The following is a 25671-nucleotide window of genomic DNA, read 5'->3' as shown; positions in this document are numbered from 1 at the left end:
ACCACTGTGCCAGCCGCTCCTGAGCGCCGGCTGAACGACGACGGGGCGCTTCGGAGGAAATCCGGGACAACCGGGGCGCCCCCTCCATACCCTCGACGGGTGATCCGCCTCCTGCACCCCGTCGCCGTCCTGGCCGTCCTGGCAGGGCTGACCGGCCTGGCGCCGGCCACTCTCGCCGCGGGGCCCGACTCCTCCAGCACCACGCGCGACTACACCCGGCAGGCGGCCGGCTACGACCAGCGTGAGGCCGGCGCGGGGCTGCTGCCCGCCACCGAGGTGTGGCAGACGCCGGAGGCGGCGTACCCCCAGAACCCGTCCAACCCGCTGGCCGGCCGCCGCTGGGGCGTCTACCTCGGTCCGCAGGACCAGGTCTACTACCCCTACCTCGCGGCCACCGGCGAGGAGCAGGCGCAGCTGGCCAAGATCGCGCAGCGGCCCCGGACGAAGTGGTTCGGGGGCTGGATCCCGGACGAGGAGATCACCACCAAGGTCGCGAGCTACGTCGAGACCTCCCAGGCGGGCGACCCGGAGGCGCTGGTGCAGATGGCGCTCTTCCGGATGTCACCCTGGGAGAACGAGGCGTGCGAGCGGCGCTCCACCCCCGAGGAGCGGAGCAGCTACAAGAGCTGGATGCGCAACGTGGCGGCCGGGATCGGCTCCGCGCCGGCGCTCGTGGTGATGCAGCCGGACATGCCGTTCTTCTGGTGCACTCCCGACCGGGGCGCGAAGGCCCGGCTCCTCGCCTACGCGACCCGGATCCTGAGCGAGCTGCCCCGCACCGAGGTCTACCTCGACGCCGGCGCGGCCGACTGGTGCAAGAAGGGCACCGGGCAGCAGCCCGAGCACTGCGCCGACCTGCTGACCCGGGTCGGTATCCAGCACGCCCGCGGCTTCGCGCTGGACTCCACCCACTACACCGGCCCGGTGGAGAACATCCTCCACGGCAGCGAGATCGCGCGGATCCTGCGCAAGCGCGGCTTCGGGCACAAGCACTTCATCATCGACACCGCCAAGTCCGGCCGGCCGACGATGTGGCCGCAGGTCGTCCCGGCGGCGGAGGGCGAGGAGAACGACAACGCCCGCACCTGCCGGAGCCACCGGATGAACCGCTGCGTGACGCTCGGCATCCCGCCCACCGTCCGGACCGCGGACGACCGGTGGGGGCTGCCGGCCGACATCCGCCGGCTGGCCCGGCGCCACGTCGACGGCTTCGTCTGGTTCGGCCGGCCCTGGCTGCACTACCAGGCGGACCCGTTCGTGCTCTCCCGGGCCGTGGAGATGGGCCGCTCCACCCCCTGGCCCGGCCCGCTGCTCTAGCCCTGCACTAGTAGCGCCGCGCGACCTCGCCGGCGCGGGAGCCGTAGCCGCCGCCGAACATGCAGGCGTGGACCAGCAGCGGGAAGAGCTGGTGCAGCCCCTGGCGGTCCTCCCACCCGTCGGCCAGCGGGGCGACCTCCTGGTAGGCGGCGGTCACCCGCGCCAGGTGGGGGAGGCCGAAGAGGGCGAGCATCGCCAGGTCGCTCTCGCGGTGGCCGCCGTGGGCGGCCGGGTCGATCAGGTGGACCCGCCCGTCGCTGCCCCACAGGCAGTTGCCGTTCCACAGGTCGCCGTGCAGCCGGGCGGGCGGCTCCTCGGGGACGAGCGCCGGCAGCCGGCCGACCAGGGCCTCCACGCTGCGCACGTCGTCGGGCTCGATCGCGCCGCGGTCCTGGGCGAGCTTGAGGTAGGGGAGCACCCGGCGGGTGGCGAAGAACTCCGCCCAGGTGGGCGTCGTCCGGTTGGGCAGCGGCAGCCGGCCGATGAACCCGTCGCGCTGGCCGGCACCGCTGGCGCCGAAGCCGTCGGCCCCCGCGGCGTGGGTGGTCGCCAGCCGCCGGCCGAAGTCGGCGGCGCCGTCGGCACTGGGCCGCCCCGGCTCGATCCACCGGAGGATCAGGCAGTCCTGGTCGACGGCCAGCACCTCGGCGGCCGGTGCGCCGTCCGCCACCTCACCGAGCCAGCGCAGCCCCTGGGCCTCGACCACGAAGAAGTCGGGCGGCGGGTGCGGCAGGCTCTTCATCAGCGCGGTCGAGCCGTCGTTGAGCCGCAGCCGGGTCGCGGTGGCGATGTCGCCCCCGGCCACGGGTGCCGTGCTCACCACGGCGGCGCCGAGCAGGGCCTCGGCGCGCCGGGCGACTGCCGGCAGCCGGGTCATGGTCCGGACGCCAGCTCGTCGCCGACGGCCTCGACCAGGGCGGCACTCGTGCGTTCGACCATCCGCAACACCTCCGTGAAGCCTTCGTCACCACCGTAGTACGGGTCCGGAACCTCGCCGCCGGGATCGACGGGGTCGAAGTCGCGGAACATCCGCACCTGGGCGGTGGTCTCCTCGTCGGCCAGGGCACGCACGTCGGTCTCGTTGCTGCGGTCCATCACCAGGACCAGGTCGAGGTCGTCGAACCAGCCGGCCTCGAACTGCCGGGCCCGGTGCCGGGTGGCGTCGTAGCCGGCGGCGGTCAGGGTGGCGGCGGCCCGGGGGTCCATCGACTTGCCGACGTGCCAGCCGGCGGTGCCGGCGCTGACGACCTCGACGCGCCCGGAGAGCCCGGCCTCGGCGACCTGCTGCTCCAGGACCACGTGGGCCATCGGGGAGCGGCAGATGTTGCCCAGGCAGACCACCGCGATGCGGTAGCGGCCGGGCGTGCGGGGGCGGGGAGGACGGGGCATCTCAGTCGTCGCTCAGCGCCGTCTCGAAGAACCAGCCCACCAGGGAGATGACCACCGACCCGCCCACCGCGGTCCAGAAGCCGTTCACCTCGAAGCCCAGGCCCAGCCCGTCGGCCAGCCACGCCGTGAGCATCAGCAGCCAGGCGTTGATCACGATCAGCAGCAGCCCGAGGGTCAGGATGATGAAAGGGAGCGAGAGCAGCTTGAGCAGCTTGCCCACCACGATGTTGACCGCGCCCAGGAGCACCGAGACGGCCAGGAGCGGGCCGATCTTCTCCTTCAGCTCGGTGCTGAAGGGGGCGGAGGCGCCCTCGAAGGAGATGCCGTCGAAGAGCCACGCAGCGGTCGCCACCGCGACGGCCGTGGCCAGGAGCCAGGTCAGGAAGCGCATGCCCACACCCTAGGGTGGCTCAGGTGAGCGCCACCGGGTCCTCGGGGTGGGTGGCCCGCGCCGTCTGCGCCAGCAGGATGCCGGCGACCACGGCCACGCAGCCGGCGACGGCCACGGCGCTCAGCGACTCGGCGTACCAGGCCCAGCCGAGGGCGGCCGCCCCCACCGGCTCCAGCATCGCGATCGCGGTGACCAGGGTGGCGGGGATGAAGCGGAGCGCCACCAGCTCGACCCCGAACGGGGCGAGGGTGCCGAGCAGCACCACCCAGGCGAGCACCACCCACAGGGGGAGCGAGAGGTGGTCGAGGTTGCCCTGGAGCGAGACCGACGCGGCGTAGTCGGCCTCCACGCGCCAGACCGGCGAGGCGACGTTCATCGCGACGGTGGCGACGCCGAAGCCCCAGAGCATCACCTGCACCGACGACATGCCGGCCTCGTGGCAGGCCTCGCCGAGCAGGAAGTACGCCGCGAAGCAGACGGCGCCGCCGAGCCCCGCGAGCACGCCCAGGGAGTCGAAGGAGGCGCCCTCCCAGATCTCGGTGGCCGCCGCCAGCCCGGCCACCGCCAGGCCCAGACCCCACCAGAGCCGGGCGGTGACCGGCGCGCGCTGGACGAACTTGGCCCACAGCGCCACCAGGATCGGCGCCTGGTACTCCAGCAGCAGCGCCAGGCTGATGGTCAGCCGGTCGAGTGCCACGAAGTAGCAGAGCTGGAGCAGGGCCACCCCGACCAGGCCCAGCCCGAGCACCAGCGGCACCTGGCGGCCCCGCGGCACCCGGAGCGCGGAGCGCTGCCACAGTGCCGCGACCACCAGCAGGGTGAGGAAGGTGCCGGTGACCCGCAGCGAGGTCAGCTCGAGCGACTCGATGCCGTTGCGCAGGGCGATCCGGGAGACGCCGGAGTTGACGATGAAGAGGGCCGCGCCCAGGACGACGAGGGAGACGCCGACCCGGCGCGGGGCTGCCATGGGCGCATTGTCGCGCAGGTAGCCTCGGCAAGATGATCGAGGTGGGCGCCGCGGGACTGATGGTCGGGGGGGCCGCGGTCTCGGGGCTCTTCCTGGGCCTGGTCGGCCTCCTCCTCTCCCGGTGGCTGGGGCCGGTGACGGCCTTCGCCCTGACCGGCTTCGTCTGGGCGCTGGTGGTGATCGCCCTGGTCACCCTGGTGCCGCCGTCGGGCGCCACGACGCTGGTGCCCGCCGAGGCCCGCAGCGACACCTGCTCCACCGACTACGGCGGGCCGGCGCCCGACGGGTTCTGGATCTTCAGCGGCACCCAGCGGATGCTCAACACCGCGCTCTTCGTGCCCGCCGGGGCGCTGCTGGTGCTCGGCCTGGCGCGGTGGCGCGCCGCCTGGGTGCTGGTCCCGATGGGCCTGGCGGGCCTGGCCGGCTACTCGGTGCTCATCGAGCTGACCCAGCTCGAGCTCGCCCGCATCGACCGCTCCTGCGACGTCACCGACGTGGTCGACAACTCGACCGGGGCGGTGCTGGGCGCCGCGGTCGGGCTCGCCCTGGCGCTCATCCTGCAGCCCTGGCGGCGTCGCCGTCGGCGCTGACTAGGGTGAGGGGCATGACGAGGACCCCTCTGCCGCGGGCCGCCGTCGCCGCCGTCCCGGCGTACGTCGCCGGCCGGCCGCCCGCCGCCCGGCCCGGCCTGACGACCTACAAGCTCTCCTCCAACGAGAACCCCTTCCCGCCGCTGCCCGGCGTGCTGGAGGCCGCCACGGAGGCGGCGGCGCAGATGAACCGCTACCCCGACATGGGCAGCGCGGCCCTCTACGAGGCGCTCTCGCGGAAGCTCGACGTCCCGGCCGACCACCTGGCCTGCGCCACCGGGAGCGTCGGGCTGATCTACCAGCTGCTCAGCGCCTTCTGCGACCCCGGCGACGAGGTGGTGCACGCCTGGCGCTCCTTCGAGGCCTACCCGATCGCGATCGCCGTCGCCGGGGCCACCGCGGTGCCGGTGCCGCTGACCGCCGACGGCCACCACGACCTCGAGGCGATGGCGGCGGCGGTGACCGACCGGACCAAGGTGGTGCTGGTCTGCACCCCCAACAACCCCACGGGCCCCGCGGTCAGCCGCACCGAGCTCGACGCCTTCCTGGCCGCCGTGCCCCCGCACGTGCTGGTGGTGGTCGACGAGGCCTACGTCGAGTTCGTCCGGATGGACGACCCGGTCGACGGCGTCGCGTGCGTCCGCCGCCACCCCCACGTGGTGACCACCCGCACCTTCTCCAAGGCCTACGGCCTGGCCGGCTTCCGGGTCGGGTACGCCGTGGCGCAGCCGCCGCTGGCCGCCGCGCTGCGGGCGGTCTCGCTGCCCTTCGGGGTGAGCCACGTCGCCCAGGCGGCGGCGATCGCGTCGCTGGCCGCCGAGCCGGAGCTGATGGCGCGGGTCGACGAGCTGGTCGCCCGGCGCGAGCGGGTCGTCGAGGGGGTCCGGGCGGCCGGCTGGCAGGTGCCCGACACGCAGGGCAACTTCGTCTGGTTCCCCGCGGGTGACCGGGCGCTCGAGCTGGCCGCCGCGGCCGAGGAGATCGGGATCACGGTGCGGCCCTTCGCGGGCGACGGGGTCCGGGTGAGCATCGGCGAGGCGGAGGCGTGCGACCGGGTCGTCGAGCTGGCCCGGCGGGTCGCTCCCCGGACCGGCATGTGACCCGTCAGTACGGGTCCGGCCTCGCCTCGCGCCCACCCTGCGGGTTACGGTCATGCCATGAACGCCTCGTGGAAGCCCGGTGACGTCGTGGTACGCCGTGAGGTGCTGCGCGGCCAGCCGTGGGTCGGCTGGTCGGTGCGAGTCGTCGAGGACACCTTCGACCTGCTCGCCGTCTTCCTGCCGTCGGGCTCCGAGCTGGGCTTCGGCGGCGCCGAGACCCTCGGCTGGGAGCACCCGTGGAAGGCCGCCGGCCGCCGGGCGTGGAGCGGGCACGGCAAGCTGGTGCTGCAGCGCCCCGACGACGCCTACGCCGTGGAGCTCTCCTGGAAGGGCCCGGAGCGCGCGTTCGAGGGCTGGCGGATCCTCCTCCAGGACCCGATCCGCCGCCACCCGCGCGGCTTCGACACCCTCGGCCACGGACTCGACTTCGAGATGGCCCCCGACGGCACCTGGAAGCAGCTGCCGGACACCACCTTCGAGCAGCGCGTCGCCCAAGGTCGCTACGACGAGGCCCAGGCGGAGCGGATCCGCGCCACCGCGGCCGGCGTGAAGTCGATGCTGTCGTGGCGCAACCAGTGGTGGGACCGCTCCTGGACCTCCTGGACGCCTCCCGCCGGCTGGGCGGCGACCACCCTCCCCAGCGGCTGGGCCGAGAGCGGAGCCCGCTCCCGCGCCGCGGGCTGAGACCCATGAGTGACGACCTGACCCCGACGTACACCGAGAAGGGGAAGGCGTTCGAGCGGGACATGGACTACATCCCCGACCGGATCCTGGCCGGGGAGCGTCCGCGGGACCCGCACGACGAGCTCGCCGAGGGCGTCCGGGTCTGGCCGGTCGAGCCGGGGCGCTACCGGCTGGTCGCCGCGCCCGCCTGCCCCTGGGCCAACCGGTCGCTGATCGTCCGCGAGCTGCTCGGCCTCACCGACGTGATCAGCGTCGGGAAGCCCGGCCCCACCCACGACGCGCGCTCGTGGACCTTCGACCGCGACCCCGGCGGGCGCGACCCGGTGCTCGGGATCGAGCGGCTCCAGGAGGCCTACCTCACCCGGTTCCCCGACTATCCCAAGGGGATCACCGTCCCGGCGATGGTCGAGGTGGAGACCAGGCAGGTCGTGACCAACGACTTCCCCTCGATCACCCACGACCTCTTCTTCGAGTGGCGCGAGCACCACCGCCCGGGCGCCCCCGACCTCTGGCCCGAGGAGCTCCGCGAGGAGATGGAGCAGGTGATGCGGCGGGTCTTCACCGAGGTCAACAACGGCGTCTACCGCTGCGGCTTCGCCGGCTCCCAGGCGGCGTACGACGACGCCTACGACCGGCTCTGGACCGCGATGGACTGGCTGGAGGAGCGGCTGGCCGACCGCCGCTACCTGATGGGTGAGGCGATCACCGAGGCCGACGTGCGGCTCTTCACCACCCTGGTCAGGTTCGACCCCGTCTACCACGGCCACTTCAAGTGCAACCGCAACAAGCTCACCGAGATGCCGAACCTGTGGGGCTACGCCCGCGACCTCTTCCAGACCCCCGGCTTCGGCGAGACGGTCGACTTCGAGCAGATCAAGGCGCACTACTACGTCGTGCACACCGACATCAACCCCTCCGGGATCATCCCCCAGGGACCCGAGCTGGACTCCTGGCACAGCGCCCACGGGCGCGAGCGGCTCTAGAGCGGCCACTCCTCCCAGAGGACGCCGCCGACCGGTCGCGCCAGCAGCACCGGGTCGGCGACGTCGGGCAGCTGCACCGCGAACCCGGAGTCGGCCGGCGCACCCGGGTGGGCCGCGGCCACGTCCGGTCGCGGCAGCGACGCCGCCGTCACCGGGTGCCGGCGCGTGGAGCCGGCGGAGCGGACGGCGAGCTCGACCGGTCGGCCCTGCTCGTCGTAGGCCCACCCGGTGACCACGGTCCCCGCCACGGCGTCCACGCACCAGGGCAGGCGGCGGTCCCACCCCGGACGGTGCTCGTCGAGGAGCGGCAGGGAGAGCCCGCGGGCCGGACCCCGCAGCTGCTGCAGCACCTCGGTGTCGGCGACGGCGGCCCGGACCAGCACGTCGGCCCGCGCCACCGCCTGCCGCTGCGCCTGCGCGATCGCGGCCTCGGCGCCCACCCGCGCCCGGAAGGCGGCGCGCGCGGCCGCGTGGTCGGCCCGCGGGCCGGGGAGGTCCGGGAACCGGAGTCGGGGCGCCCCGCTGGCGACGAACCCGGGGCGGTTCGCCTTCACCGCGATCTCGCTGCCCGTCTGCCGGAGCCCGCGGGCGAGCGAGCCGAGGTACTCCACGGGGGAGCGGTGCACGGCGTGCAGCACGAAGGCCTCGGGCAGGGCCCCGGAGTGCTCCGCGAGCCACTCCGCGGGGAGCAGGCTGCCCCACTGCTGGGCCTGCTCGTCGCGCAGCGGGAAGGGGTCGCGGACCAGCAGCCGGCGGCCGGTGTGGGTGCGCGCGGTGTGGGTGCGGAGCTGACGGATCCGGTCGTCGAGCCGCACCACGGACTTGACGTGCGGGTCGAGCTGGAGGTCGGGCCGGCTCTCGAAGGGATGCCGGAAGGGGACGGCGTCGGGGTCGGGCACGTCGAGGCACCACGGGAAGGAGACGACGTTGACCTCCTCGTCGTCGCCGACGAACTCCCCGATGCGCGCGGTCAGGTCGCGTGGCACCCAGTACTCGTCGAGGTCGAGGAACCCCAGGTGGGTGGCGCCCCGCTCCTCGGCCCGCCGGGCGAGCTGGGCGTAGGCACGGTGCTGGAAGTTCCGCCCCGTCCGCAGGCACTTCTCCAGCATCTGGTCGGCGTGCCGGTAGTGCACCCGGGGCTCGACGGCGCGGATCGCCTCCAGGATCTCCACCGAGGTGTCGCTGGTCTGGTTGAGGAAGAGGTCGATCTCGTCGAAACCGACGCGCAGGTGGTGGAAGATCCAGTCCGCCAGGTAGGGGCCCTCATCCTTGGCGATGGCGGCCAGGGCGATCCTGCGCGGAGGTGCCGGGGTCATGGCGGCGAGGGTAACGGGGGTACAGGCACGTCATGCGACACGGCGAGCTCAGGATCGGCATCAGCGGCTGGCGGTACGCCGGCTGGCGCGGCGACTTCTACCCGGCCGGGCTGCCGCAGCGGCGCGAGCTCGAGCACGCCGCCTCCCGGCTGACCTCGATCGAGATCAACGGCTCGTTCTACTCCCTCCAGCGCCCGACCTCCTACGCCGCATGGCGCGAGGCCACCCCTGACGCCTTCGTCTTCGCCGTCAAGGGCGGGCGGTTCATCACCCACCTGAAGCGGCTGCGCGACGTCGACTCCGCCCTGGCCAACTTCTTCGCCTCCGGGCTGCTGGCGCTGGGGCCCAAGCTGGGTCCGGTGCTCTGGCAGCTCCCGGAGAACCTGGCCTTCGACGCCGAGCTGCTCGACGACTTCCTCTCCCGGCTGCCGCGGACCACGGCCGAGGTGGCGCGGCTCGCCGCCCGGCACGACGACAAGCTCGCCGACGACCGGGCGCTGACCGTGGCCGAGGCCGAGCTCCCGGTGCGGCACGCGCTGGAGTTCCGCTCCCGGACCTTCGTCGACGAGCGGGCCTACGGCGTGCTGCGCGAGCACGGCGTGGCCTGCGTGCTCGCCGACACGGCCGGCCGGTGGCCGAAGGTCGAGCAGGACACCGCCGACTTCCGCTACGTCCGGCTGCACGGCGACGCCGAGCTCTACACCAGCGGCTACTCGGCCGAGGCGCTCGACGCCTGGGCGCGCCGGTGCCGCGACTGGTCCGAGGCGGGGCAGGACGTCTTCGTCTACTTCGACAACGACGCGAAGGGGTTCGCCCCGCACGACGCGACGGCGCTGCTGGCGCGGCTCGCGCGTCCCTCCCGGCTCCCGGCGTAGGAGGCGACCCGCACCCGCGCCACCCAGCGCGGCACGAAGTGCCACCCTGGCGGCTCGTGGAGCACCGGGTCGAAGTCGACGGCCGCGCGCTCCGGACCGGTGAGCTCCAGCTCCCCGCGCTGCAGGACGCCGTCCCCGCCGTCGACCCGCACCTGCAGCAGGGCGGGGAGGAGCGCGACGACGTCGCGGACGTCGGGGGTGGTGAGCCGCGGGTCGTCCGACTCCATCAGGACCCGGGCGCGGACCCCGTCGCCGGACTCCCAGGCCAGCAGCGAGGTCAGGCTCACCGCGCCCCACGTGGCGGCCGGCCACAGGGTGGAGCGCCGCCAGCCCCGGGTGCCGGCGCTGCTGGCGACCAGGACGTCCACCGGCCCCTCGCGGCCCTGGTAGCGGAGGCTGAGGCCGAGGATGTCGGGGGCGTCGCCCGGGGTGCCGAGTGCCTTGGAGATCCGCACCAGGCAGTCGGTCTCGCCGACGGGGAGCGGACCCTCGCCGCGGACCCGGAGCCGGGCCCCGAGGGTCACGCCGCGCGGGTGGAAGAAGCGGGCCGAGCGGGCCCTGGAGCCGAGCCGGAAGGCGGTGCGGGCGGCGGCGGCCAGCGGCGCGACGAGGTCCATGCCGGGTGGGTACCCGTTCAGCGACGCAGCCAGCCGGTGACGGTGGGCAGGCCGCCGACCCAGCGCAGGCGGGCGGCGTACATGGCGCGCACGCCGCGCTGCCGCTCCTTCTTGGACCAGTCGAAGCCCGAGGCGCACGGCTTCGGCTTCCCGTGGCAGACCCACCCGTGCAGGAAGAGGCGCTTGCCGGCGATGTCGGCGCCGCCGGGCCCGCAGAGGCCGGTGGTCTCCCGGTCGAGGAGCACCCCGGACTCCGCGGCGCTCCAGTCGGTGGGCGTGGCGGAGCGCAGCCAGACGGTGCGGTAGCTGCACCGGGTGAAGTCGCCCTCGGAGAGGAGGAGCACCCATCCCTCCGGTCGCTGGACCAGCACCGGGTTCTCCACCACCCCCGGGTAGCGGTAGAGCTCGACGCTCACCGCCGCGCGCTTCACCGCGGTGCCGCGGCGGTTCAGCGGCACCGCCCGGATCGACGACGGGATCCGGTCGGTCTTGTAGAGCAGCACCGGTCCGTCCTCGCCCAGGTGCAGCGACGGGTCGATCACCCCGGCGCGGGGCAGGGTGGGGTCCCGGGGCAGCAGCGGGTCGCCCGCGGTCGGCACCTGGCGGACGTACGCCGGGCAGACCAGGGGGCGTTCCCCCACCGGCTTGAAGCCGCGCAGCGGGTGACGGGAACGGGCCACCCCGATGCAGCGGCCGTACTCGCCGAGGCCGCGCACCGGCGCGGAGAAGTAGAGGACCCACCAGCCGCGCACCTTCTTGACGTCGGCGGCCCAGATGTCGCCGCGTCGCGACCACGACGGCAGCCGGGTCAGCGCCGGGCCGTGCGGACGCCAGGTCCCGTTGCGGCTCCTGGTCCAGGCGCGGGGGGCGCGCTCCCCGGTGGCGAACCCGACGTAGCCGCCCCCGAACCGCTCCACGGCCGGGTCGGCGAAGTTGCCCGGCAGGACCGGGCGCGGCGTCCCGGCGGCGGCCGGAGCCGCGGGCACCAGGAAGGACGCCGTCACCAGGACGGCCAGGAGGAGCGCTCTCACCAGCTGACCTCGCGGCAGCCGGAGGCGTCGGTCTCGACCTGGAGGGTGGCGTGCTCGACCCCGAAGCGCTCGAGCAGCACCGAGCGTGCCGCGCCGATCACGGTGTCGGCGGGGGAGTGGGCGGCGACGAGGTGGGCGGTGGCCACGTTCATCCCCGAGGTCAGGGTCCACAGGTGGAGGTCGTGCACCTCCTCCACGCCCGGCACCCCGGCGAGGGCGGACTCGACCTCGGCGGGCACCATGCCGGCCGGTGCGTGCTGGCCCAGCACCGCCAGGACCTCCCGGCCCAGCAGCACGGCGCGGACCGTGACGAAGGCTGCGATCCCCACCGCGACCGCGGTGTCCCAGCCGGCCCGGCCGGTGGTGGCGACCAGCGCGCCGGCGACCAGGACGCCGACGGAGCCCACCGTGTCGGCGACCACCTCGAGGTAGGCGCCGCGCACGTTGAGGGACTCCCCGGCGCCCCCGCGGAGCAGCGCCAGGGCGACGAGGTTGGCCGCCAGGCCGAGCGCGCCCACCACCAGCATCGGGCCGCCGGCGACCTCGACGTCACGCCCCACCCGCCGCAGCGCCTCGACCGCCACGTAGGCGGCGGCCCCCAGCATCAGCAGCACGGTCAGGCCGGAGGCGAAGACCTCCGCCCGGTAGGAGCCGTAGGTGCGCAGCCCGCTGCGGTCGCGGCGGACCGCGATCCGCGTCGCGGCGAGCGCGGCGCCCAGGGCGACCACGTCCGCGGCCATGTGGCCGGCGTCGGAGAGCAGGGCCAGGGAGTCGGCGGCCAGTCCCGCCACCAGCTCGACCACGAAGAAGGTGGCGATGAGGCCGAACGCGGCGGCCAGGCGCCAGCGGTGCCGGGCGCCGGCGTGACCCGGAGCGCCCCCGTGTCCCCCGTCGTGCCCGTGTCCCCAGCCCATGACAGCAGGGTAGAGGGCATGCCGGCTCGCGCCCTCGGGTACGCGCGGGACATGGAGGTCCGACCACACCGCTTCGCGACCAGCGACCCGGCGAGCGCGGAGGAGTTCCTGCGGGACCGCTGGGGCAGCCTGGGCCGAGTCGAGTTCGGCCCGCGCTTCTCCCTCGAGGTCAACGGCGTGCGGTCCGAGGACTTCCGGGTGGAGCGGCTCGCCCACACCTCGAGCCTGCGCTTCACCACCACCCCGGTGCCCGGCCCGGTCCAGGTGGTCGAGGTGCTCGGCGGCACCATCACCCTGGAAGACGGCGACGACCTGACCCGGCTCATCCCCGGCGACGTGGTCGTGCTGGACGAGGCCAGCAGCCCACTCTCGGTGAGCAGGTCGGTCAACGTCGGGGTGGTCACGCTGAGCCGCGAGCTGTTGGCGCAGGCGGCCGGCGTCCCGGTGGACGAGCTGGCCCTGCCCCGTCGTCCGGTCGTCTCCGGGCCGGCCACCGAGAAGTGGCGCCAGGCCGTGCGCCGCGCCAACCGGGAGATCACCGAGCACCTCCGGGACGGCACCCACTCCCTCGACGACGTGGCGCTCCGCCTGGCCCTGGCGGCGCTGACCACCTTCCGCGTGCAGCCGGCTCCCGAGCTCGACGCGCCGGGCGGCATGGACGCCGAGCACCCCGTCGCCCGGGCGGTGGCCTTCATCGAGGCCCACGCGGGCGACCCGCTGCGGGTCGGCGAGATCGCCCGGGCCGCCGACACGAGCGTCCGGGCGCTGCAGCAGGCGTTCGCCCGCCACCACGACACCAGCCCCACGGCGTACCTGCGTCGGGTCCGCCTCGAGGGGGCGCACCGCGAGCTGTCGGCGGCCGAGCCCGACGGCCCGGTGACCGTCGCCGACGTCGCGGCCCGCTGGGGGTTCAGCCAGGCGGGCCGGTTCGCGGCGCACTACCGGGAGGCGTTCGGCGTGCTGCCGAGCGAGACGCTGCGCACCCGACCCGGCTGGTCCTCGGCTGGACCGCCCCGGTAGGTTACGAGCACTGTGGTGCGGGTCACACCCCGACCGGCACCCTTGGCGAGTGACCCGGCGGAGACCCCGGAGGGTCGCGCGACACGAAGGAGTGCACGTGAGCCACCATGGTTTCGGACCGGACCTGGTCGAAGTGTTCGGACCCTCCCAGTCCGACGGAGGGCCCGAGCTGGTCCAGCTGCTCACCCCGGAGGGCGAGCGCACCCACCACCCCCAGTTCGACCGCGACTTCAGCGCCGACGAGCTCCGCGGCTTCTACCGCGACATGGTGCTGACCCGGCGGATCGACACCGAGGCCACCGCGCTCCAGCGCCACGGTGAGCTCGGCATCTGGGCCCAGCTGCTGGGCCAGGAGGCGGCGCAGATCGGCGCCGGCCGCGCGCTGCGCCCCCAGGACCACGTCTTCCCGACCTACCGCGAGCACGGGGTCGCCTGGTGCCGCGGGATCGACCCGCTCAAGCTGCTGGGGCTCTTCCGCGGGGTCGACCACGGCTCCTGGGACCCGGCCGAGCACAACTTCGGCCTCTACACGATCGTCATCGGCGCCCAGGCGCTGCACGCGACCGGCTACGCGATGGGCATGCAGCGCGACGGCGTGGTCGGCACCGGCGACCCCGCGCGCGACGCGGCGGTGATCGCGCACTTCGGCGACGGCGCGTCGAGCCAGGGGGACGTCAACGAGGCGTTCATCTTCGCGGCCTCCTACAACGCGCCGGTCGTCTTCTTCTGCCAGAACAACCAGTGGGCCATCTCCGAGCCGATCGAGCGCCAGTCCCGGATCCCGCTCTACCAGCGGGCCCTCGGCTTCGGCTTCCCCGGCGTCCGGGTGGACGGCAACGACGTGCTCGCGACGTACGCCGTCACCCAGGCCGCGCTGCAGCGCGCCCGCGACGGCCAGGGGCCCACCTTCGTGGAGGCCTACACCTACCGGATGGGCGCCCACACCACCACCGACGACCCGACCCGCTACCGGCTCTCCGACGACGTCGAGCGGTGGAAGCTGCGCGACCCCATCTCCCGGGTCGAGGTCTACCTGCGCCGCAACGGTCTGGTCGACGACGACTTCGTCGACGCGCTCATGGCCGAGGCCGACGAGCTCGGTCACCGGCTGCGCGAGGGGTGCAAGGCGATGCCGGACCCGCAGCCGCTGGACATGTTCGACCACGTCTACGCCGAGGAGACCGAGGAGCTGCGCGCCCAGCGCGAGGGCTACGCGGCCTACCTGGAGACCTTCGAGGAGGGGGCGCGCCGATGATCACCCTGGCCAAGGGGCTCAACATGGGCCTGCGCAAGGCGATGGAGGACGACCCCAAGGTGCTGGTGATGGGCGAGGACGTCGGCAAGCTCGGCGGCGTCTTCCGGATCACCGACGGCCTGCAGAAGGACTTCGGCGAGGACCGGGTGATCGACTCCCCGCTCGCCGAGTCGGGGATCGTCGGGACGGCGGTCGGGATGGCGCTGCGTGGCTACCGCCCGGTCGTCGAGATCCAGTTCGACGGGTTCGTCTACCCCGCCTACGACCAGATCGTCTGCCAGGTCGCCAAGATGCACTACCGCTCCCGGGGGCGGTCGAAGATGCCGATGGTGATCCGGATCCCCTTCGGCGGCGGCATCGGCGCGGTCGAGCACCACAGCGAGTCGCCGGAGGCACAGTTCGCGCACACCCCCGGCCTCAAGGTGGTGGCCTGCTCCAACCCGGTCGACGGCTACTGGATGATCCAGCAGGCGGTCGCCTGCGACGACCCGGTCATCTTCCTCGAGCCCAAGCGGCAGTACCACGCCGACAAGGCTCGGCTCGACGAGTCGCTCACCCCCGACCCGCTCTTCACCTCCCGGGTGGTGCGGCGCGGCGAGGACCTCACGCTGCTGGCCTACGGGCCCACCGTCAAGACGGCGCTGGCCGCGGCCGAGGCGGCCGCCGGGGAGGGCAGGTCGCTGGAGGTGATCGACCTGCGCACCCTCTCGCCGCTCGACATGGGCCCGGTGCTGGAGTCGGTGCGCCGCACCGGCCGGGCCGTGGTCACCCACGAGGCCCACGTCAACCTCGGCATGGGGTCGGAGCTGGCGGCCCGGATCACCGAGGAGTGCTTCTACTCCCTCGAGGCGCCGGTCCTGCGGGTCGGGGGGTTCGACACCCCCTACCCGGCGTCGCGGATCGAGGAGGAGTTCCTCCCCGACCTCGACCGGGTGCTCGACGCCGTCGACCGTTCACTGGACTTCTGAGGAGCCGACCCGATGCCCGAGTTCAAGCTGCCCGACGTCGGGGAGGGCCTCACCGAGGCCGAGATCGTCTCCTGGCGGGTCAAGGAGGGCGACACCGTCGAGATCAACGAGGTGATCTGCGAGATCGAGACCGCCAAGTCGATCGTGGAGCTGCCGTCCCCCTTCGCCGGGACGGTGCTGGCGCTGATGGTCGCCGCGGGGGAGACGGTCGACGTCGGCACCCCGATCATCTCGATCCGCGAGGCCGGCGCCGCGCCGGCGCCCGAGATGGAGATCGACCTCTCCAACCCCGCCGCCAGCGGCGGCGGCGAGGGCGAGTCGTTGGTGGGGCGCAACAAGGCCGAGCGGGGCCCGCAGCGGCGGGCCCGGAAGGGCTCCGCCTCCCCCTCCTCCGAGGCCGGCGCGCAGGCCCAGCTCCAGCTGCAGGGTGCCTTCGCCCCCGGTGGCGCCCAGTCCCAGGACGTGGCGCCCGCCGACGAGCCCGCGGTGCCGGCGACCACCGCCGCCCCGGAGCCGCCGGTCCCCGAGACCGCTCCCGCCCGGGTGCGCGCCCTGGCGAAGCCCCCGGTGCGCAAGCTCGCCAAGGAGCGCGGCGTCGACCTCACCCAGGTGACTCCCACCGGCGCGCGCGGCACGGTCACGCGCGACGACGTGCTGGCCGCGGCCACCGCCGACCCGGCGCGGCCGGGCGTCGCCCCGATGGCCGGCGCGCGCGAGACCCGCGAACCGGTCAAGGGCGTGCGCAAGGTGATGGCGCAGGCGATGACGCACTCCGCCTTCACCGCCCCGCACGTCACGGAGTGGATCACCGTCGACGTGACCGAGACGATGCGGCTGGTGGAGCGGCTCAAGGCGCGCCCCGAGCTGAGCGACGTCCGGGTCGGGCCGATGCTGGTGCTGGCCCGCGCGTGCCTGCTCGCGATGCGGCGCACCCCCGAGATCAACTCCTGGTGGGACGAGGACGCGCAGGAGGTCGTCTACAAGGGCTACGTCAACCTCGGGATCGCCGCGGCGACCCCGCGCGGTCTCGTCGTGCCCCACGTGAAGGACGCCGACGCGATGTCGCTGGCCGAGCTGGGACGGGCGCTGGCCGACCTGGTCGCGACGGCGCGCGAGGGCCGCACCCAGCCCGCCGAGATGACGGGCGGCACCTTCACGATCACCAACGTCGGGGTCTTCGGGGTCGACGCCGGCACGCCGATCATCAACCCCGGCGAGTCGGCGATCCTCTGCTTCGGGGCGGTCAACCGCCGTCCCTGGGTCGACGAGGGGACGGGGGAGATCGTGGCCCGCGACGTGACCACGCTGGCGCTCTCCTTCGACCACCGCCACATCGACGGCGAGAAGGGCTCGCGGTTCCTCGCCGACGTGGCCGGGATCCTCGCCGACCCCGGCAGCGCCCTGGTCTTCTGAGCGCTCCGGGAGCCCGCAGAAAATTTCACCGCGGAATGGTTTCGGCTTCACCCACCCGGGTAGGAGGCGCGCGTGACCCTGTCATCTCCGCGCATCGGCCCCTACGTGGTCGGGCGCCAGCTTGGTCGCGGGGGCGTCGGGATCGTCCACGCGGCGGTGCCCGAGCGCTCCGGCCGCGGCCCGGAGGTGGCGCTCAAGCTGCTCCCCGGCGAGCTCACCCGGGACCGCGAGTTCCGGGCCCGGTTCGCCCGGGAGGCGCGGACGCTCGCGGGTCTGGAGTCGCCGCACGTGCTGCCGGTCCGCGGCTTCGGGGAGGAGGCCGGGCAGCTCTACGTCGTCAGCGACCTGGTGCCCGACGGCGACCTGGAGCGGATGCTCCGCGTCCACGGGCCGCCGCCGCTCGACCTCGCCCTCCAGCTGGTGCTGGAGGTGGCCCAAGGGCTGGTCGACGCCCACGCCGCGGGGCTGGTGCACGGCTCGCTCAAGCCCGCCAACGTGATGCTGCGCCGCGAGGGTGAGGCCTTCCGCGCCTGCCTGACCGACTTCGGCACCGCCCACGGCGACCTGCCCATCGCCCCGGGCAGTGCCCGCTGGTCCGCTCCGGAGCTGCACCACGGCGCGTCCCCCTCCAAGGCCTCGGACCTCTACTCCCTCGGGTGCCTGCTGTGGGCGACGCTGACCGGGGGACCGCCGTACGCGGGCACCACCGACTTCCAGCAGGCCACCGCCCACCTGCACGAGCCGCCGCGCCAGCTCGCCGGTGGCTCGCCGCTGGTCCTGGAGCTCAACGCGCTGCTGCAGCGGACCCTGGCGAAGGAGCCGGGACGCCGTCCGGCCTCCGCCCGCCAGGTCGTCGACGTCCTGCGCCGGGCTCGCTCGCTGGCGGGAGGGCCCGAGCGCCGGGTGGTGGCGGTCCCCGCCGCCGGCGGTGCCGCCGTACCGCCGGAGGCCGGAGGGCGCTCGTGGCGCTCGCGCCTCGCGGCCGCAGCGGGGCTGGCCGCGGCCGTGGCCGTCGGGGTCGTCGGCACCCTGCTCCTGATCGACCGCGAGTCCTCCGCCGCGCCGGTCGCCTCGGTGGGGGTGCGTGCCTCGGACGGCACGGCGCTCAATCCCGAGGCCCGGGCCGTCAACAGCGTCGCCGCGTCCTTCGTCGACGAGCTCCTGGTCGACCCCGGGAACGCCCGGTGCATCGCGGGGCGCTGGGTGGAGGAGGTCGGCGTGGGCAGGCTCATCGCCGCCGGCTTCCTCGACGGCGAGATGGTCTACCGGGAGCGTGACCTCGAGCGCGTCGACCCCGAGATCAAGGCGTCCCTGGGCGCCGCCACCCAGGAGTGCCTCTCCTGAGACTGAGCCGAATCGTTACCGTCCAGTAGCAAGGGGCGCTAGGGTGACCGGGCTCACGGTCTTCGGAGGGGGTTCGTCATGGGGTGTCCCAGGTGTGGCATGCAGGTGCGAGGCGGCACGCAGTGGTGCGCCGACTGCGGGTTCCAGCAGCTCGTGCCGGAGCTCCACCCGCCGCTGGCCGGGCGCGTCTCGCTCCTGGCGACCGCCGGCACCCCCGTGCCGCGGCCCGCGGCGGGAGCCTCCCGGACCGGGGTCCTCTCGCTGATGGCCGTGCTGGTGCTCGTCGCGGGGATGGTGCTGATCGGCATCTCTCCCAGCGACGACGAGGTCGCGGCCGACGGCGCTCCGCCGCAGCCCTTCGGCCTGGTGCCCTCCCCGGACGAGTCAGCCGGCTCGCCGGCTGAGAGCCCCGAGGACCGGAAGGCGCGACGACAGGACCGCCGGGAGACGCGGAAGGCCGCCCTCGCACCTTCCCCCACTGCGCCCACTGCGCAGCCCAGCGAGGAGCCCACCGAGGAGCCCACCGAAGAGCCCACCGAGGAGCCCAGCGAGAGCGCCGCGCCGGTCCCGTCGGCCCAGCCCACGCCGTCGGCGCAGCCGACGCCCCAGGCCCCCAAGACGCGCAAGCCGAAGCCGAAGGCGCCCAAGACCCCGACGCCGTCCCAGGGGCCGCCCACCCAGACGCCCGGTGAGCCGCCGACCACCCCGTCACCCACGCCGGCGCCCCCCACCGAGGCGCCGACCCCGACCACCGCCCCGACCTCGCCGGCCGAGCCGACGCCGCCGGCGACCCCCACCCCGACGCCGAAGACGGCGGCCGAGATCGCGGCCGGACTGTCGGGCCAGACCTGCCTGAGCCTCAAGCGTGCCGGCTACAGCTACGAGGTCGTCCACGCTTACTGGGTGAAGATCAGCCGGTCGTGGTTCTGGGACCCGGACGGCGACGGCCGGGTCTGCGAGTTCAGCTACGGCAGCTGAGCCCGGTGGCCTGACCGGGCCGCCCAGCGTGCCGGGGTCTCGCCGTACTCGCGGCGGAACGCGCTGACGAAGGCCGACGCGCTCGCGTAGCCGACGCGGCGCGCCACCTCGCCCACCGGTCGGAGCCCGAGCAGGGCCCGGGAGGCCTCCAGGCGCATCCGGGTGCGCCACGTCGACCACGGGACGCCGTACTCGCGGACGAAGTCGCGCTGCAGGGTCTTGGTCGCCACGTGCAGGCGCTCGGCCCAGGCGGCCAGCTCCGTGGGGTCGCCGGGGTCGCTGAGCAGAGCCGCGGCCACCTGGCGGGCCAGCCCGGTGCCGCGCGCCGAGTGCTCCAGCGGCACCGGGGTGCCGAGGCCGGCGAGGAGCTGCTCCTTGAGCTCCATGGCCAGTCCCTGGTCGAGGCCGGGGCGGCACAGGGTGTGGACGGCCCGGGCGGCCTCCTCGCCGAACGGGACGGTCGCGGCCGCCACCTCCATGAGGTGTGCAGGGGCCTGCCGCAGGCAGACCACGTGGACGGTCTGCCGCTCGCAGCCGCTCACCTCCAGGGTCGAGCCTCGCCGGGCCCAGAACGCCTGACCGGGCGCGATGTGGGTCAGTCGGCCCCCCCGGCGCACCGCGAGCACCCCGTCGGGGGACCAGAAGAGCTGGTGCCGGAGGTCGTCGCGCGACTCCGGGAAGTGGGGGACCCCCCAGGTCGACGGGTAGCGGAGCACCAGGACACCGGTGGGCGGGCCCAGCCCGTGGCCGAACTCCTCGACCCAGCTGTCAAGGTGTCCTGTGAGCGACATCAGGTGTCCTCTCCTCGACACGGTTCCACGGTAGGTAAGGCTTACCTTAGACCTCATGACTGCCCGTCCCCTCCGTCGCGCCCTGGCGCGGACCTCCACCGCCGCCGCTCTCACCGGACTCCTCGCCCTGGGCCTCGTCGCGTGCGGCGACGACGGTGCCGAGGAGAGCCCCGAGGCGGAGTCCGGGACGCGCACCTTCAGCGCCGACAACGGCGAGATCGAGATCCCCGCCGACCCGCAGCGCGTGGTGGCCACCGGCTACGCCGTGCCCGTGCTGATCGAGTCCGACGCCGACCTCGTCGGCATCTCGGAGTGGTCGCGCGGCACCGCGATGATGACCGACGAGCAGCTGGCCACCTACGAGGAGCTGGAGAAGGTCGCCGGCGAGAGCGCCGCGGAGACCAACTACGAGGCGATCGCCGAGGTGTCCCCCGACCTGATCGTGATCGGCGTCCCCGCGCCCGCGCTGGTCGACCTCGACATGGACCGGCTCGAGGACATCGCCCCCGTGGTCGTGCTGGGCCCGACCGCCCCCGACTCCTGGCGCGACCTCTCCGAGCGCCAGGCCGACGCGGCCGGCGCCAGCGAGGGCTTCGAGGCCACCCGTGCCACCTACGAGGAGCGGGCCCAGGAGCTCTCCGAGAAGTACGGCGACGTGCTGGCCGACCTGCAGTTCGGCCACGTGGGCGCCTACGGCGACGTCTCGGCGGGCAGCTTCCACCGGGAGTACGCCGGCTCGTGGGGCACCAACATCGCGGTCGACATGGGCGTCGACTACTACGGCGAGCCCAGCGAGCCGGGCGAGGGCGCCGACGCGGTCACCGAGTATCCCTCGATCGAGGAGCTCCCCGAGAAGCTCGGCGAGGCCGACGCGATCACCTACACCGTCGGGCCCGACGGCAAGCCGGCCGAGGCGGTGGCCTACGTGCTCGAGCACACGCTGTGGAAGAACCTGCCGGCCGTCAAGGAGGGCAACGTCTTCGGCATCCGCTACACCGAGGCGGTCACCTTCGGCTCCGCGCTCAAGGCGCTCGACTCCCTCGACGCCGCGCTCGAGCCGCTGCTCTCGTGAGCCGGGCGATGGAACGCGACCGCGCCGCCGAGCGGGTCGCCGCCCACCACGGGGCGCGCCCCGCGCCCGGTGACGGCGTCACCCGGATCGGCTACCCGATCGGGGTGCGGACCGCCCAGGTCGTGCGCGTCGAGGAGGTGACGCCGTCGATGCTGCGGCTCACCCTCGGCGGCGCCGGACTGGCCGGGTTCCACACCTACCAGGCCGACGACCACGTGAAGGTGGTCTTCGCGATGCCCGACGGCACCCGCCACGACCCGGTCGCCAACGCCGACGCCGAGCTGGACTGGCCGCGGCCGCTGCCGCCGACGAGGAAGTACACGGTGCGGCGCTGGGACGCGCAGTCCCTCGAGCTCGACCTGGACTTCGTGGTCCACGACGGCGGCCTGGCCTCGGACTGGGTGCGGGCGGTGCGGCCGGGCGACGACGTCGTGGTGGCCGGCCCGCCCGGGGCGAAGGCCTTCGCGCAGACCTACGACCACTACGTCTTCGCCGTCGACACCACCGCGCTCCCGGCGCTGGCCCGCTGGCTCGAGGAGTCGCCGGCCGAGGTGTCGGCCGACGCCTTCGTCGACGTCGACCACGCCCATGAGCGGGACTACCCGCTGGCCGCGCGGGACGGCGTACAGGTGCGCTGGCTCGACCGCAGCACCGGGTCGCGGCTGGCCGAGGAGGTCGGCGCGCTGGACCTCTCCGACCGGGGGCGGACCTTCCTCTTTGCGGCCGGCGAGGCCGGCGACGTCAAGCCCCTGCGCGCCTGGGGCAAGGAGCACGCCACGGACGCGCTGGTCACCGGCTACTGGAAGCGCGGGGTCGCCGGGCTGGATGAGTGAGACCCCGCGCCTGAGGGTCCCGGCGCTCCTGGGAGCGGTCCTGCTGCTCGCGGCGCTGGCCGTGCTCAGCCTGTGCGTCGGGTCGCGTGCGGTGCCCCTCTCGGAGGTGGTGACCGCCTTCACCGACTACGCCGGCACCGACGACCACGTCGTCGTCCGGGACGTCCGCCTGCCCCGCACCCTGCTCGCCCTGGCCGTCGGGGCGGCGCTGGCCGTCTCCGGGGCGCTGGTCCAGACGCTGACCCGCAACCCGCTGGCCGAGCCGGGGATCCTGGGAGTCACCGCGGGGGCGTCGTTCGCGATCGTGATGGCGGTGGCGCTCTGGGGCGTCGACTCCCAGGCCGCGATGCTGCTCGCCGCCTTCGTCGGCGCGGCAGTGGCCACCGTGGTGGTCTACGCGGTCGGTGGCTCCTCGCCGCTGCGCCTGGTGCTCGCCGGCGTCGCCCTCTCCGCGGTGCTGGCCGGGGTGACGCTGGGGGTGCGGCTGGCGATGCCGGACGTCTTCGACAGCTACCGCTTCTGGTCGGTGGGCTCGCTCGCCGGTCGTGAGCAGGTCGCGCTCGGCCTGCCGCTGCTGGCGATCGGCGCCGGGCTGGTCGGGGCGCTGCTGCTGGTCCGCGCCCTGGGCGCCGTGGCGCTGGGCGAGCACCTCGCCCACACCCTGGGGGCGCACGTGGTGCGGACCCGGGTGCTCACCATCGCGCTGGTCACCCTGCTGGCCGGGGCGGCCACCGCGGTGGCGGGCCCGATCGGCTTCGTCGGGCTGATCGTCCCCCACCTCGCGCGGCGCGCGGCCCGGGGCTCGATCGCCTGGCTGATGGTGCTGACGCTCGTGCTCGGCCCGGCGCTCGTGCTGCTCTCCGACGTGGTGGCGCGGGTGCTGCTGCCCACCGGGGAGGTCCCGGTCGCCCTGGTGACGGCGTTCCTCGGCGGCCCGGTGCTCATCTGGGTGGTCCGCCGGTACGGCGCGGTGGCGCTGTGATCGCGACCGGCATGACGCGACGCGAGGCGGTGGCCTGCGCGCTGATCGCGGCGGCCATCGTGGCCGTCGCCTTCACCGCGCTCTGCCAGGGATCGACCTGGACCACCCCGTCGGAGACGCTCGCCGGCCTCCTCGGGCGCGGGGACAAGTCGTTCGTGATCACCCAGTGGCGGCTGCCGCAGGTCGCCGCGGGCGTCGTCTTCGGCGTGGCCCTCGGCCTGGCCGGTGCGATCTTCCAGAACCTGACCCGCAACCCGCTGGGCAGCCCGGACGTGATCGGGCTCGACGCCGGTGCCTGGACCGGGGCGCTCGTCGTGGTCGCCCTGCTCGGCGGCACCTCGGGCCAGCTGGCGACCGGCGCGGTCATCTCCGCGACGGCCACGGCGCTGGTCATCTACCTGCTCTCCCTCAAGCAGGGCTTCAGCGGGCTGCGGCTGATCGTGATCGGGATCGCGGTCAACGCGATGCTGACCGCGGTCAACTCCTGGATCGTGCTGCGCGCCGAGCTCGAGGTCGCGATCGCGGCCACCGCCTGGAGCGCCGGGTCGCTCAACGGCATGGACTGGGACGAGGCACGTCTGCCGTTCGCGGCGGTCGGGGTGCTGGCGCTGCTGCTCCTCACCCAGGGCCGGGCCATGCACCAGGCCGCGCTCGGCGACGAGGTCGCGGTCACCACCGGGGTCCGGCTCGGCCGGCACCGGCTGGCGATGGTGGCGATCGGGGTGGCCTGCACGGCGACGGTCACCGCGGCCGCCGGGCCGATCGTCTTCGTCGCGCTGGCGGCACCGCAGATCGGCCGGCGGCTCACCGGCAGCGCCGGCGTCCCGCTCGTGCCCGCCGCGCTCACCGGCGCCCTGCTCCTGGTCTCCGCGGACCTCCTGGCCCAGGTGCTCACCCGGCCGGTGCCGCTGCCGGTCGGCGTCGTCACCACCGCCCTGGGCGGGCTCTACCTCATCTGGCTGCTCGTCAAGGAAGTGAGACGATGACCCGTCTGCAGGCCCACGACCTGACCCTCGGCTACGGGGAGCGGACCGTCTCCAGCGGCCTCTCCCTCGCCGTACCGGACCGGGCGTTCACCGCCATCGTCGGCGCCAACGCCTGCGGCAAGTCGACGCTGCTCCGCTCGCTCGTCCGGCTGCTCCAGCCGCGCGCCGGGCGGGTCGAGCTCGACGGCACCGACGTGCGCCGGCTGCGGCCGCGCGCCGTCGCCCGCGAGCTGGGGTTCCTGCCCCAGGGACTCGTCCCGCCGGAGGGGATCCGGGTGGAGGCGCTGGTGCGCCGCGGCCGCTACCCGCACCAGTCGCTGCTCTCCGCCTGGTCCGCCGAGGACCAGGTGGCCGTCGTCGCCGCGATGGCGGCCGCGGGGGTCGACGACCTGGCGGACCGGCAGGTGGAGGAGCTCTCGGGCGGCCAGGCCCAGCGGGTCTGGATCGCCATGGTGCTGGCCCAGGAGACGCCGTACCTGCTGCTCGACGAGCCGACCACGTTCCTCGACATCGCCCACCAGTACGAGCTGCTCGGCCTGCTCGCCCGGCTCCGCGACGAGGGGCGGACCGTGGTCACCGTCCTCCACGACATCAACCAGGCGTGCCGCTTCGCCGACCACGTGGTGGCGATGAAGGCGGGGCGGATCGTGGCCCAGGGGGCCCCGGCCGAGGTGGTGGACGCCGCGCTGATCCAGGAGGTCTTCGGGCTCGCCTGCACCGTGGTGCCCGACCCGGTCGCCGGGACGCCGATGGTGGTGCCGCACTAGGGAGCGTGTGGACATGAGCGCCGGCGTGGGTGCGCTGCTGGGCCTCAACCCCTCGACCGCCCGGGGGAGGTACGCCGCGGCGCTGACGTGGATGCCATCGTGACGACGTTCCCAGGTCGCGGTTCAGCGCGGGAGGGCGTCACGCCAAGCCGTGGCGGTTTCAGGGTCGTAGTACCGACTGAACCCGCAGCCCCAGGCGATGGGAGATTCGAGCGGGGAACCGCCCCACCGGGCCTCACCGCTCACGAGTAGCCGTGACCCGACGCCGTAGGCGTACGCCGGGTCAGACGGGTCCGTGGAACCGATGGTCGGGGGTTGCACGTCAACCGTGACCGTGTCGCCGCGGCCACCGGAGAACCACTCTCGAACCTCAAAGGTGACGCCAGGTAGTTCCAGGTCCGCCTCGTCACCGCGGTCGGAAACCGAATCACCTACTGCCACCACCACTCCATCGAACGCGAACGCGCGCCCCGTGACGGTTTTCGGATCGTATGACTCCACACACGAGGCAGCCCCTCCCTCAGGGAGCGGTCCGCGACGATCCACTGTGGGATTCTGCGATCCGTCACGGCCAGAGTCGTCGAGGACTCGAGCGTCACCCTCCTGACTGGCTGCCCCAGTGTCGCTGGCGGTCCCCTCGCCGGCACAAGCGCTTACGGCGGCTAGGAGCGCAAGGCAGGCTCCAGTCAAGGCGACGCGGCTCATCTAGCCATCCCATCTGCGCGGTTCCCGGTCGTCAGTAGGACGCTACGTCCGATTGAACGGTTCCATCGGTCAAGCTGCGAGCGCGACCGGGCCTCGGCGGCAAGGCCCACGGGACAGATGGCGCAGCGTAGTGGCGTTGGTGCGCCCGTAGGGACCACCTCGGTCGTGGAAGGTGAGCCCGCCGTTTGACGCGAGACACACTCCGTGAGACCGGGCTGCCTGTGGAGGACGAGCAGCAGTGTCGGCGGTGACGACTATTATCGAACACATGATCGAGACCATGGTGCGGTGCTGGGACGCCGAGACTGTGATGTCGCAGGACGTAGGTGACGGTTCTGTATCAGGACATCGGTGACACAACCGGGGTGCTTGGTGGTGACACT

The 25671-nt window shown here is 74.0% G+C and carries 27 protein-coding genes; 17 read left to right on the top strand and 10 right to left on the bottom strand.

The window, feature by feature from the left end; translation table 11 throughout:
- The first annotated feature begins 99 nt into the window (after positions 1-99).
- A complete protein-coding gene (locus AC3X7R_RS08480; protein WP_489965172.1) occupies positions 100-1317 on the top strand; it encodes a glycoside hydrolase family 6 protein in 1218 nt (405 codons plus the stop codon).
- A gap of 7 nt (positions 1318-1324) precedes the next feature.
- Here AC3X7R_RS08480 and AC3X7R_RS08475 read toward each other — a convergent pair whose 3' ends face one another.
- The 4 genes from AC3X7R_RS08475 to AC3X7R_RS08460 are packed head-to-tail and all read right to left on the bottom strand — an operon-like array spanning position 1325 to position 4064.
- Complete coding sequence (locus AC3X7R_RS08475; RefSeq protein WP_489965171.1) at positions 1325-2194, bottom strand: fructosamine kinase family protein; 870 nt, start codon at positions 2192-2194, stop codon at positions 1325-1327.
- A complete protein-coding gene (locus AC3X7R_RS08470) occupies positions 2191-2706 on the bottom strand; it encodes a low molecular weight protein-tyrosine-phosphatase (RefSeq protein WP_489965170.1) in 516 nt (171 codons plus the stop codon). Before AC3X7R_RS08470 ends, AC3X7R_RS08475 begins: the two co-directional genes overlap by 4 nt.
- A 1-nt stretch (position 2707) precedes the next feature.
- Entirely contained in the window at positions 2708-3097 is a 390-nt protein-coding gene (locus AC3X7R_RS08465) for a phage holin family protein (RefSeq protein ID WP_489965169.1), read from the bottom strand.
- Positions 3098-3116: 19 nt separating this feature from the next.
- Positions 3117-4064, bottom strand: coding sequence for an EamA family transporter (locus AC3X7R_RS08460; RefSeq protein WP_489965168.1), 948 nt, complete (start codon positions 4062-4064; stop codon positions 3117-3119).
- A gap of 32 nt (positions 4065-4096) precedes the next feature.
- Here AC3X7R_RS08460 and AC3X7R_RS08455 point away from each other — a divergent pair, with 32 nt between their 5' ends.
- From AC3X7R_RS08455 to AC3X7R_RS08440, 4 genes are read left to right on the top strand one after another with little or no spacing between them, the layout of a single operon-like run.
- Positions 4097-4654 (top strand): VanZ family protein, encoded by a 558-nt coding sequence (locus AC3X7R_RS08455; protein WP_489965167.1) that lies wholly within the window; start codon positions 4097-4099, stop codon positions 4652-4654.
- Positions 4655-4668: 14 nt separating this feature from the next.
- A complete protein-coding gene (hisC, locus tag AC3X7R_RS08450; protein ID WP_489965166.1) occupies positions 4669-5754 on the top strand; it encodes a histidinol-phosphate transaminase in 1086 nt (361 codons plus the stop codon).
- A gap of 57 nt (positions 5755-5811) precedes the next feature.
- On the top strand, positions 5812-6438 hold the full coding sequence (locus tag AC3X7R_RS08445) for a DUF402 domain-containing protein (protein ID WP_489965165.1): 627 nt from the start codon (positions 5812-5814) through the stop codon (positions 6436-6438).
- A 5-nt stretch (positions 6439-6443) separates the two neighbouring features.
- A complete protein-coding gene (locus AC3X7R_RS08440) occupies positions 6444-7421 on the top strand; it encodes a glutathione S-transferase family protein (RefSeq protein WP_489965164.1) in 978 nt (325 codons plus the stop codon).
- Here AC3X7R_RS08440 and AC3X7R_RS08435 read toward each other — a convergent pair.
- Positions 7418-8737, bottom strand: a complete 1320-nt coding sequence (locus tag AC3X7R_RS08435; protein ID WP_489965163.1) for a glycosyltransferase family 2 protein — start codon at positions 8735-8737, stop codon at positions 7418-7420. The two genes, AC3X7R_RS08440 and AC3X7R_RS08435, sit on opposite strands and share 4 nt — an antisense overlap.
- 32 nt (positions 8738-8769) lie before the next feature.
- On the opposite strand from AC3X7R_RS08435, the gene AC3X7R_RS08430 reads away from it, so the two are divergent.
- The gene (locus tag AC3X7R_RS08430) at positions 8770-9612 is read left to right on the top strand and encodes a DUF72 domain-containing protein (protein ID WP_489965161.1); all 843 of its coding nucleotides are present in this window, start codon (positions 8770-8772) and stop codon (positions 9610-9612) included.
- Here AC3X7R_RS08430 and AC3X7R_RS08425 read toward each other — a convergent pair.
- The 3 genes from AC3X7R_RS08425 to AC3X7R_RS08415 are packed head-to-tail and all read right to left on the bottom strand — an operon-like array spanning position 9522 to position 12174.
- Complete coding sequence (locus tag AC3X7R_RS08425) at positions 9522-10229, bottom strand: hypothetical protein (RefSeq protein ID WP_489965160.1); 708 nt, start codon at positions 10227-10229, stop codon at positions 9522-9524. The two genes, AC3X7R_RS08430 and AC3X7R_RS08425, sit on opposite strands and share 91 nt — an antisense overlap.
- A 17-nt stretch (positions 10230-10246) precedes the next feature.
- Positions 10247-11260 (bottom strand): family 43 glycosylhydrolase, encoded by a 1014-nt coding sequence (locus AC3X7R_RS08420; protein WP_489965159.1) that lies wholly within the window; start codon positions 11258-11260, stop codon positions 10247-10249.
- Complete coding sequence (locus AC3X7R_RS08415) at positions 11257-12174, bottom strand: cation diffusion facilitator family transporter (RefSeq protein WP_489965158.1); 918 nt, start codon at positions 12172-12174, stop codon at positions 11257-11259. Before AC3X7R_RS08415 ends, AC3X7R_RS08420 begins: the two co-directional genes overlap by 4 nt.
- A gap of 18 nt (positions 12175-12192) precedes the next feature.
- On the opposite strand from AC3X7R_RS08415, the gene AC3X7R_RS08410 reads away from it, so the two are divergent.
- From AC3X7R_RS08410 to AC3X7R_RS08385, 6 genes are all read left to right on the top strand, one after another.
- On the top strand, positions 12193-13194 hold the full coding sequence (locus tag AC3X7R_RS08410) for an AraC family transcriptional regulator (RefSeq protein WP_489965157.1): 1002 nt from the start codon (positions 12193-12195) through the stop codon (positions 13192-13194).
- 91 nt (positions 13195-13285) lie between these two features.
- The gene (pdhA, locus tag AC3X7R_RS08405) at positions 13286-14449 is read left to right on the top strand and encodes a pyruvate dehydrogenase (acetyl-transferring) E1 component subunit alpha (RefSeq protein WP_489965156.1); all 1164 of its coding nucleotides are present in this window, start codon (positions 13286-13288) and stop codon (positions 14447-14449) included.
- A complete protein-coding gene (locus AC3X7R_RS08400; RefSeq protein WP_489965154.1) occupies positions 14446-15417 on the top strand; it encodes an alpha-ketoacid dehydrogenase subunit beta in 972 nt (323 codons plus the stop codon). The genes pdhA and AC3X7R_RS08400 overlap by 4 nt, the downstream gene beginning before the upstream one ends.
- A 12-nt stretch (positions 15418-15429) precedes the next feature.
- Positions 15430-16830: a dihydrolipoamide acetyltransferase family protein gene (locus AC3X7R_RS08395; protein ID WP_489965153.1), complete on the top strand. Its 1401-nt coding sequence runs from the start codon at positions 15430-15432 to the stop codon at positions 16828-16830.
- Between the two features lie 72 nt (positions 16831-16902).
- Positions 16903-18174 carry a serine/threonine-protein kinase gene (locus AC3X7R_RS08390; protein WP_489965151.1) on the top strand — a complete coding sequence of 424 codons (1272 nt, stop codon included), beginning with the start codon at positions 16903-16905 and terminating at the stop codon, positions 18172-18174.
- A gap of 99 nt (positions 18175-18273) precedes the next feature.
- Complete coding sequence (locus AC3X7R_RS08385) at positions 18274-19152, top strand: hypothetical protein (protein ID WP_489965150.1); 879 nt, start codon at positions 18274-18276, stop codon at positions 19150-19152.
- Here the strand turns inward: AC3X7R_RS08385 and AC3X7R_RS08380 are convergent.
- Complete coding sequence (locus AC3X7R_RS08380) at positions 19140-19943, bottom strand: helix-turn-helix domain-containing protein (protein ID WP_489965149.1); 804 nt, start codon at positions 19941-19943, stop codon at positions 19140-19142. The two genes, AC3X7R_RS08385 and AC3X7R_RS08380, sit on opposite strands and share 13 nt — an antisense overlap.
- A 55-nt stretch (positions 19944-19998) precedes the next feature.
- On the opposite strand from AC3X7R_RS08380, the gene AC3X7R_RS08375 reads away from it, so the two are divergent.
- Genes AC3X7R_RS08375 through AC3X7R_RS08355 form a run of 5 tightly spaced genes read left to right on the top strand, consistent with a single transcriptional unit; the run spans position 19999 to position 24583 of the window.
- Positions 19999-21015, top strand: a complete 1017-nt coding sequence (locus AC3X7R_RS08375; RefSeq protein WP_489965148.1) for a TroA family protein — start codon at positions 19999-20001, stop codon at positions 21013-21015.
- 8 nt (positions 21016-21023) lie between these two features.
- Positions 21024-21848 (top strand): siderophore-interacting protein, encoded by an 825-nt coding sequence (locus tag AC3X7R_RS08370; RefSeq protein WP_489965147.1) that lies wholly within the window; start codon positions 21024-21026, stop codon positions 21846-21848.
- Positions 21841-22830 carry a FecCD family ABC transporter permease gene (locus AC3X7R_RS08365; RefSeq protein WP_489965146.1) on the top strand — a complete coding sequence of 330 codons (990 nt, stop codon included), beginning with the start codon at positions 21841-21843 and terminating at the stop codon, positions 22828-22830. The genes AC3X7R_RS08370 and AC3X7R_RS08365 overlap by 8 nt, the downstream gene beginning before the upstream one ends.
- Positions 22831-22841: 11 nt before the next feature.
- Entirely contained in the window at positions 22842-23816 is a 975-nt protein-coding gene (locus tag AC3X7R_RS08360) for a FecCD family ABC transporter permease (RefSeq protein WP_489965145.1), read from the top strand.
- Positions 23813-24583: an ABC transporter ATP-binding protein gene (locus tag AC3X7R_RS08355; RefSeq protein ID WP_489965144.1), complete on the top strand. Its 771-nt coding sequence runs from the start codon at positions 23813-23815 to the stop codon at positions 24581-24583. Before AC3X7R_RS08360 ends, AC3X7R_RS08355 begins: the two co-directional genes overlap by 4 nt.
- A 123-nt stretch (positions 24584-24706) precedes the next feature.
- Here the strand turns inward: AC3X7R_RS08355 and AC3X7R_RS08350 are convergent, their stop codons facing one another.
- Positions 24707-25288, bottom strand: a complete 582-nt coding sequence (locus AC3X7R_RS08350; RefSeq protein WP_489965143.1) for a hypothetical protein — start codon at positions 25286-25288, stop codon at positions 24707-24709.
- Positions 25289-25671 lie beyond the last annotated feature (383 nt).

This window comes from Nocardioides sp. Z22_16, from assembly GCF_058134365.1.
Note: the sequence above shows the minus strand (reverse complement) of the source record. Positions and strands in the feature narration are given on the sequence as shown.

Excerpts from the sequence above, each read along its gene's own strand:
- AC3X7R_RS08400 (WP_489965154.1), top strand. The coding sequence starts at position 14,446 with ATGATCACCCTGGCCAAGGGGCTCAACATGGGCCTGCGCAAGGCGATG.
- AC3X7R_RS08465 (WP_489965169.1), bottom strand. The coding sequence starts at position 3,097 with ATGCGCTTCCTGACCTGGCTCCTGGCCACGGCCGTCGCGGTGGCGACC.
- AC3X7R_RS08460 (WP_489965168.1), bottom strand. The coding sequence starts at position 4,064 with ATGGCAGCCCCGCGCCGGGTCGGCGTCTCCCTCGTCGTCCTGGGCGCG.
- AC3X7R_RS08380 (WP_489965149.1), bottom strand. The coding sequence starts at position 19,943 with ATGTCGCTCACAGGACACCTTGACAGCTGGGTCGAGGAGTTCGGCCAC.
- AC3X7R_RS08445 (WP_489965165.1), top strand. The coding sequence starts at position 5,812 with ATGAACGCCTCGTGGAAGCCCGGTGACGTCGTGGTACGCCGTGAGGTG.
- AC3X7R_RS08375 (WP_489965148.1), top strand. The coding sequence starts at position 19,999 with ATGACTGCCCGTCCCCTCCGTCGCGCCCTGGCGCGGACCTCCACCGCC.
- AC3X7R_RS08395 (WP_489965153.1), top strand. The coding sequence starts at position 15,430 with ATGCCCGAGTTCAAGCTGCCCGACGTCGGGGAGGGCCTCACCGAGGCC.
- AC3X7R_RS08475 (WP_489965171.1), bottom strand. The coding sequence starts at position 2,194 with ATGACCCGGCTGCCGGCAGTCGCCCGGCGCGCCGAGGCCCTGCTCGGC.
- AC3X7R_RS08430 (WP_489965161.1), top strand. The coding sequence starts at position 8,770 with ATGCGACACGGCGAGCTCAGGATCGGCATCAGCGGCTGGCGGTACGCC.
- AC3X7R_RS08355 (WP_489965144.1), top strand. The coding sequence starts at position 23,813 with ATGACCCGTCTGCAGGCCCACGACCTGACCCTCGGCTACGGGGAGCGG.
- AC3X7R_RS08425 (WP_489965160.1), bottom strand. The coding sequence starts at position 10,229 with ATGGACCTCGTCGCGCCGCTGGCCGCCGCCGCCCGCACCGCCTTCCGG.
- AC3X7R_RS08410 (WP_489965157.1), top strand. The coding sequence starts at position 12,193 with ATGCCGGCTCGCGCCCTCGGGTACGCGCGGGACATGGAGGTCCGACCA.
- AC3X7R_RS08415 (WP_489965158.1), bottom strand. The coding sequence starts at position 12,174 with ATGGGCTGGGGACACGGGCACGACGGGGGACACGGGGGCGCTCCGGGT.
- hisC (WP_489965166.1), top strand. The coding sequence starts at position 4,669 with ATGACGAGGACCCCTCTGCCGCGGGCCGCCGTCGCCGCCGTCCCGGCG.
- AC3X7R_RS08440 (WP_489965164.1), top strand. The coding sequence starts at position 6,444 with ATGAGTGACGACCTGACCCCGACGTACACCGAGAAGGGGAAGGCGTTC.
- AC3X7R_RS08385 (WP_489965150.1), top strand. The coding sequence starts at position 18,274 with ATGCAGGTGCGAGGCGGCACGCAGTGGTGCGCCGACTGCGGGTTCCAG.
- AC3X7R_RS08370 (WP_489965147.1), top strand. The coding sequence starts at position 21,024 with ATGGAACGCGACCGCGCCGCCGAGCGGGTCGCCGCCCACCACGGGGCG.
- AC3X7R_RS08350 (WP_489965143.1), bottom strand. The coding sequence starts at position 25,288 with ATGAGCCGCGTCGCCTTGACTGGAGCCTGCCTTGCGCTCCTAGCCGCC.
- AC3X7R_RS08470 (WP_489965170.1), bottom strand. The coding sequence starts at position 2,706 with ATGCCCCGTCCTCCCCGCCCCCGCACGCCCGGCCGCTACCGCATCGCG.
- AC3X7R_RS08365 (WP_489965146.1), top strand. The coding sequence starts at position 21,841 with ATGAGTGAGACCCCGCGCCTGAGGGTCCCGGCGCTCCTGGGAGCGGTC.
- AC3X7R_RS08360 (WP_489965145.1), top strand. The coding sequence starts at position 22,842 with ATGACGCGACGCGAGGCGGTGGCCTGCGCGCTGATCGCGGCGGCCATC.
- AC3X7R_RS08455 (WP_489965167.1), top strand. The coding sequence starts at position 4,097 with ATGATCGAGGTGGGCGCCGCGGGACTGATGGTCGGGGGGGCCGCGGTC.
- AC3X7R_RS08435 (WP_489965163.1), bottom strand. The coding sequence starts at position 8,737 with ATGACCCCGGCACCTCCGCGCAGGATCGCCCTGGCCGCCATCGCCAAG.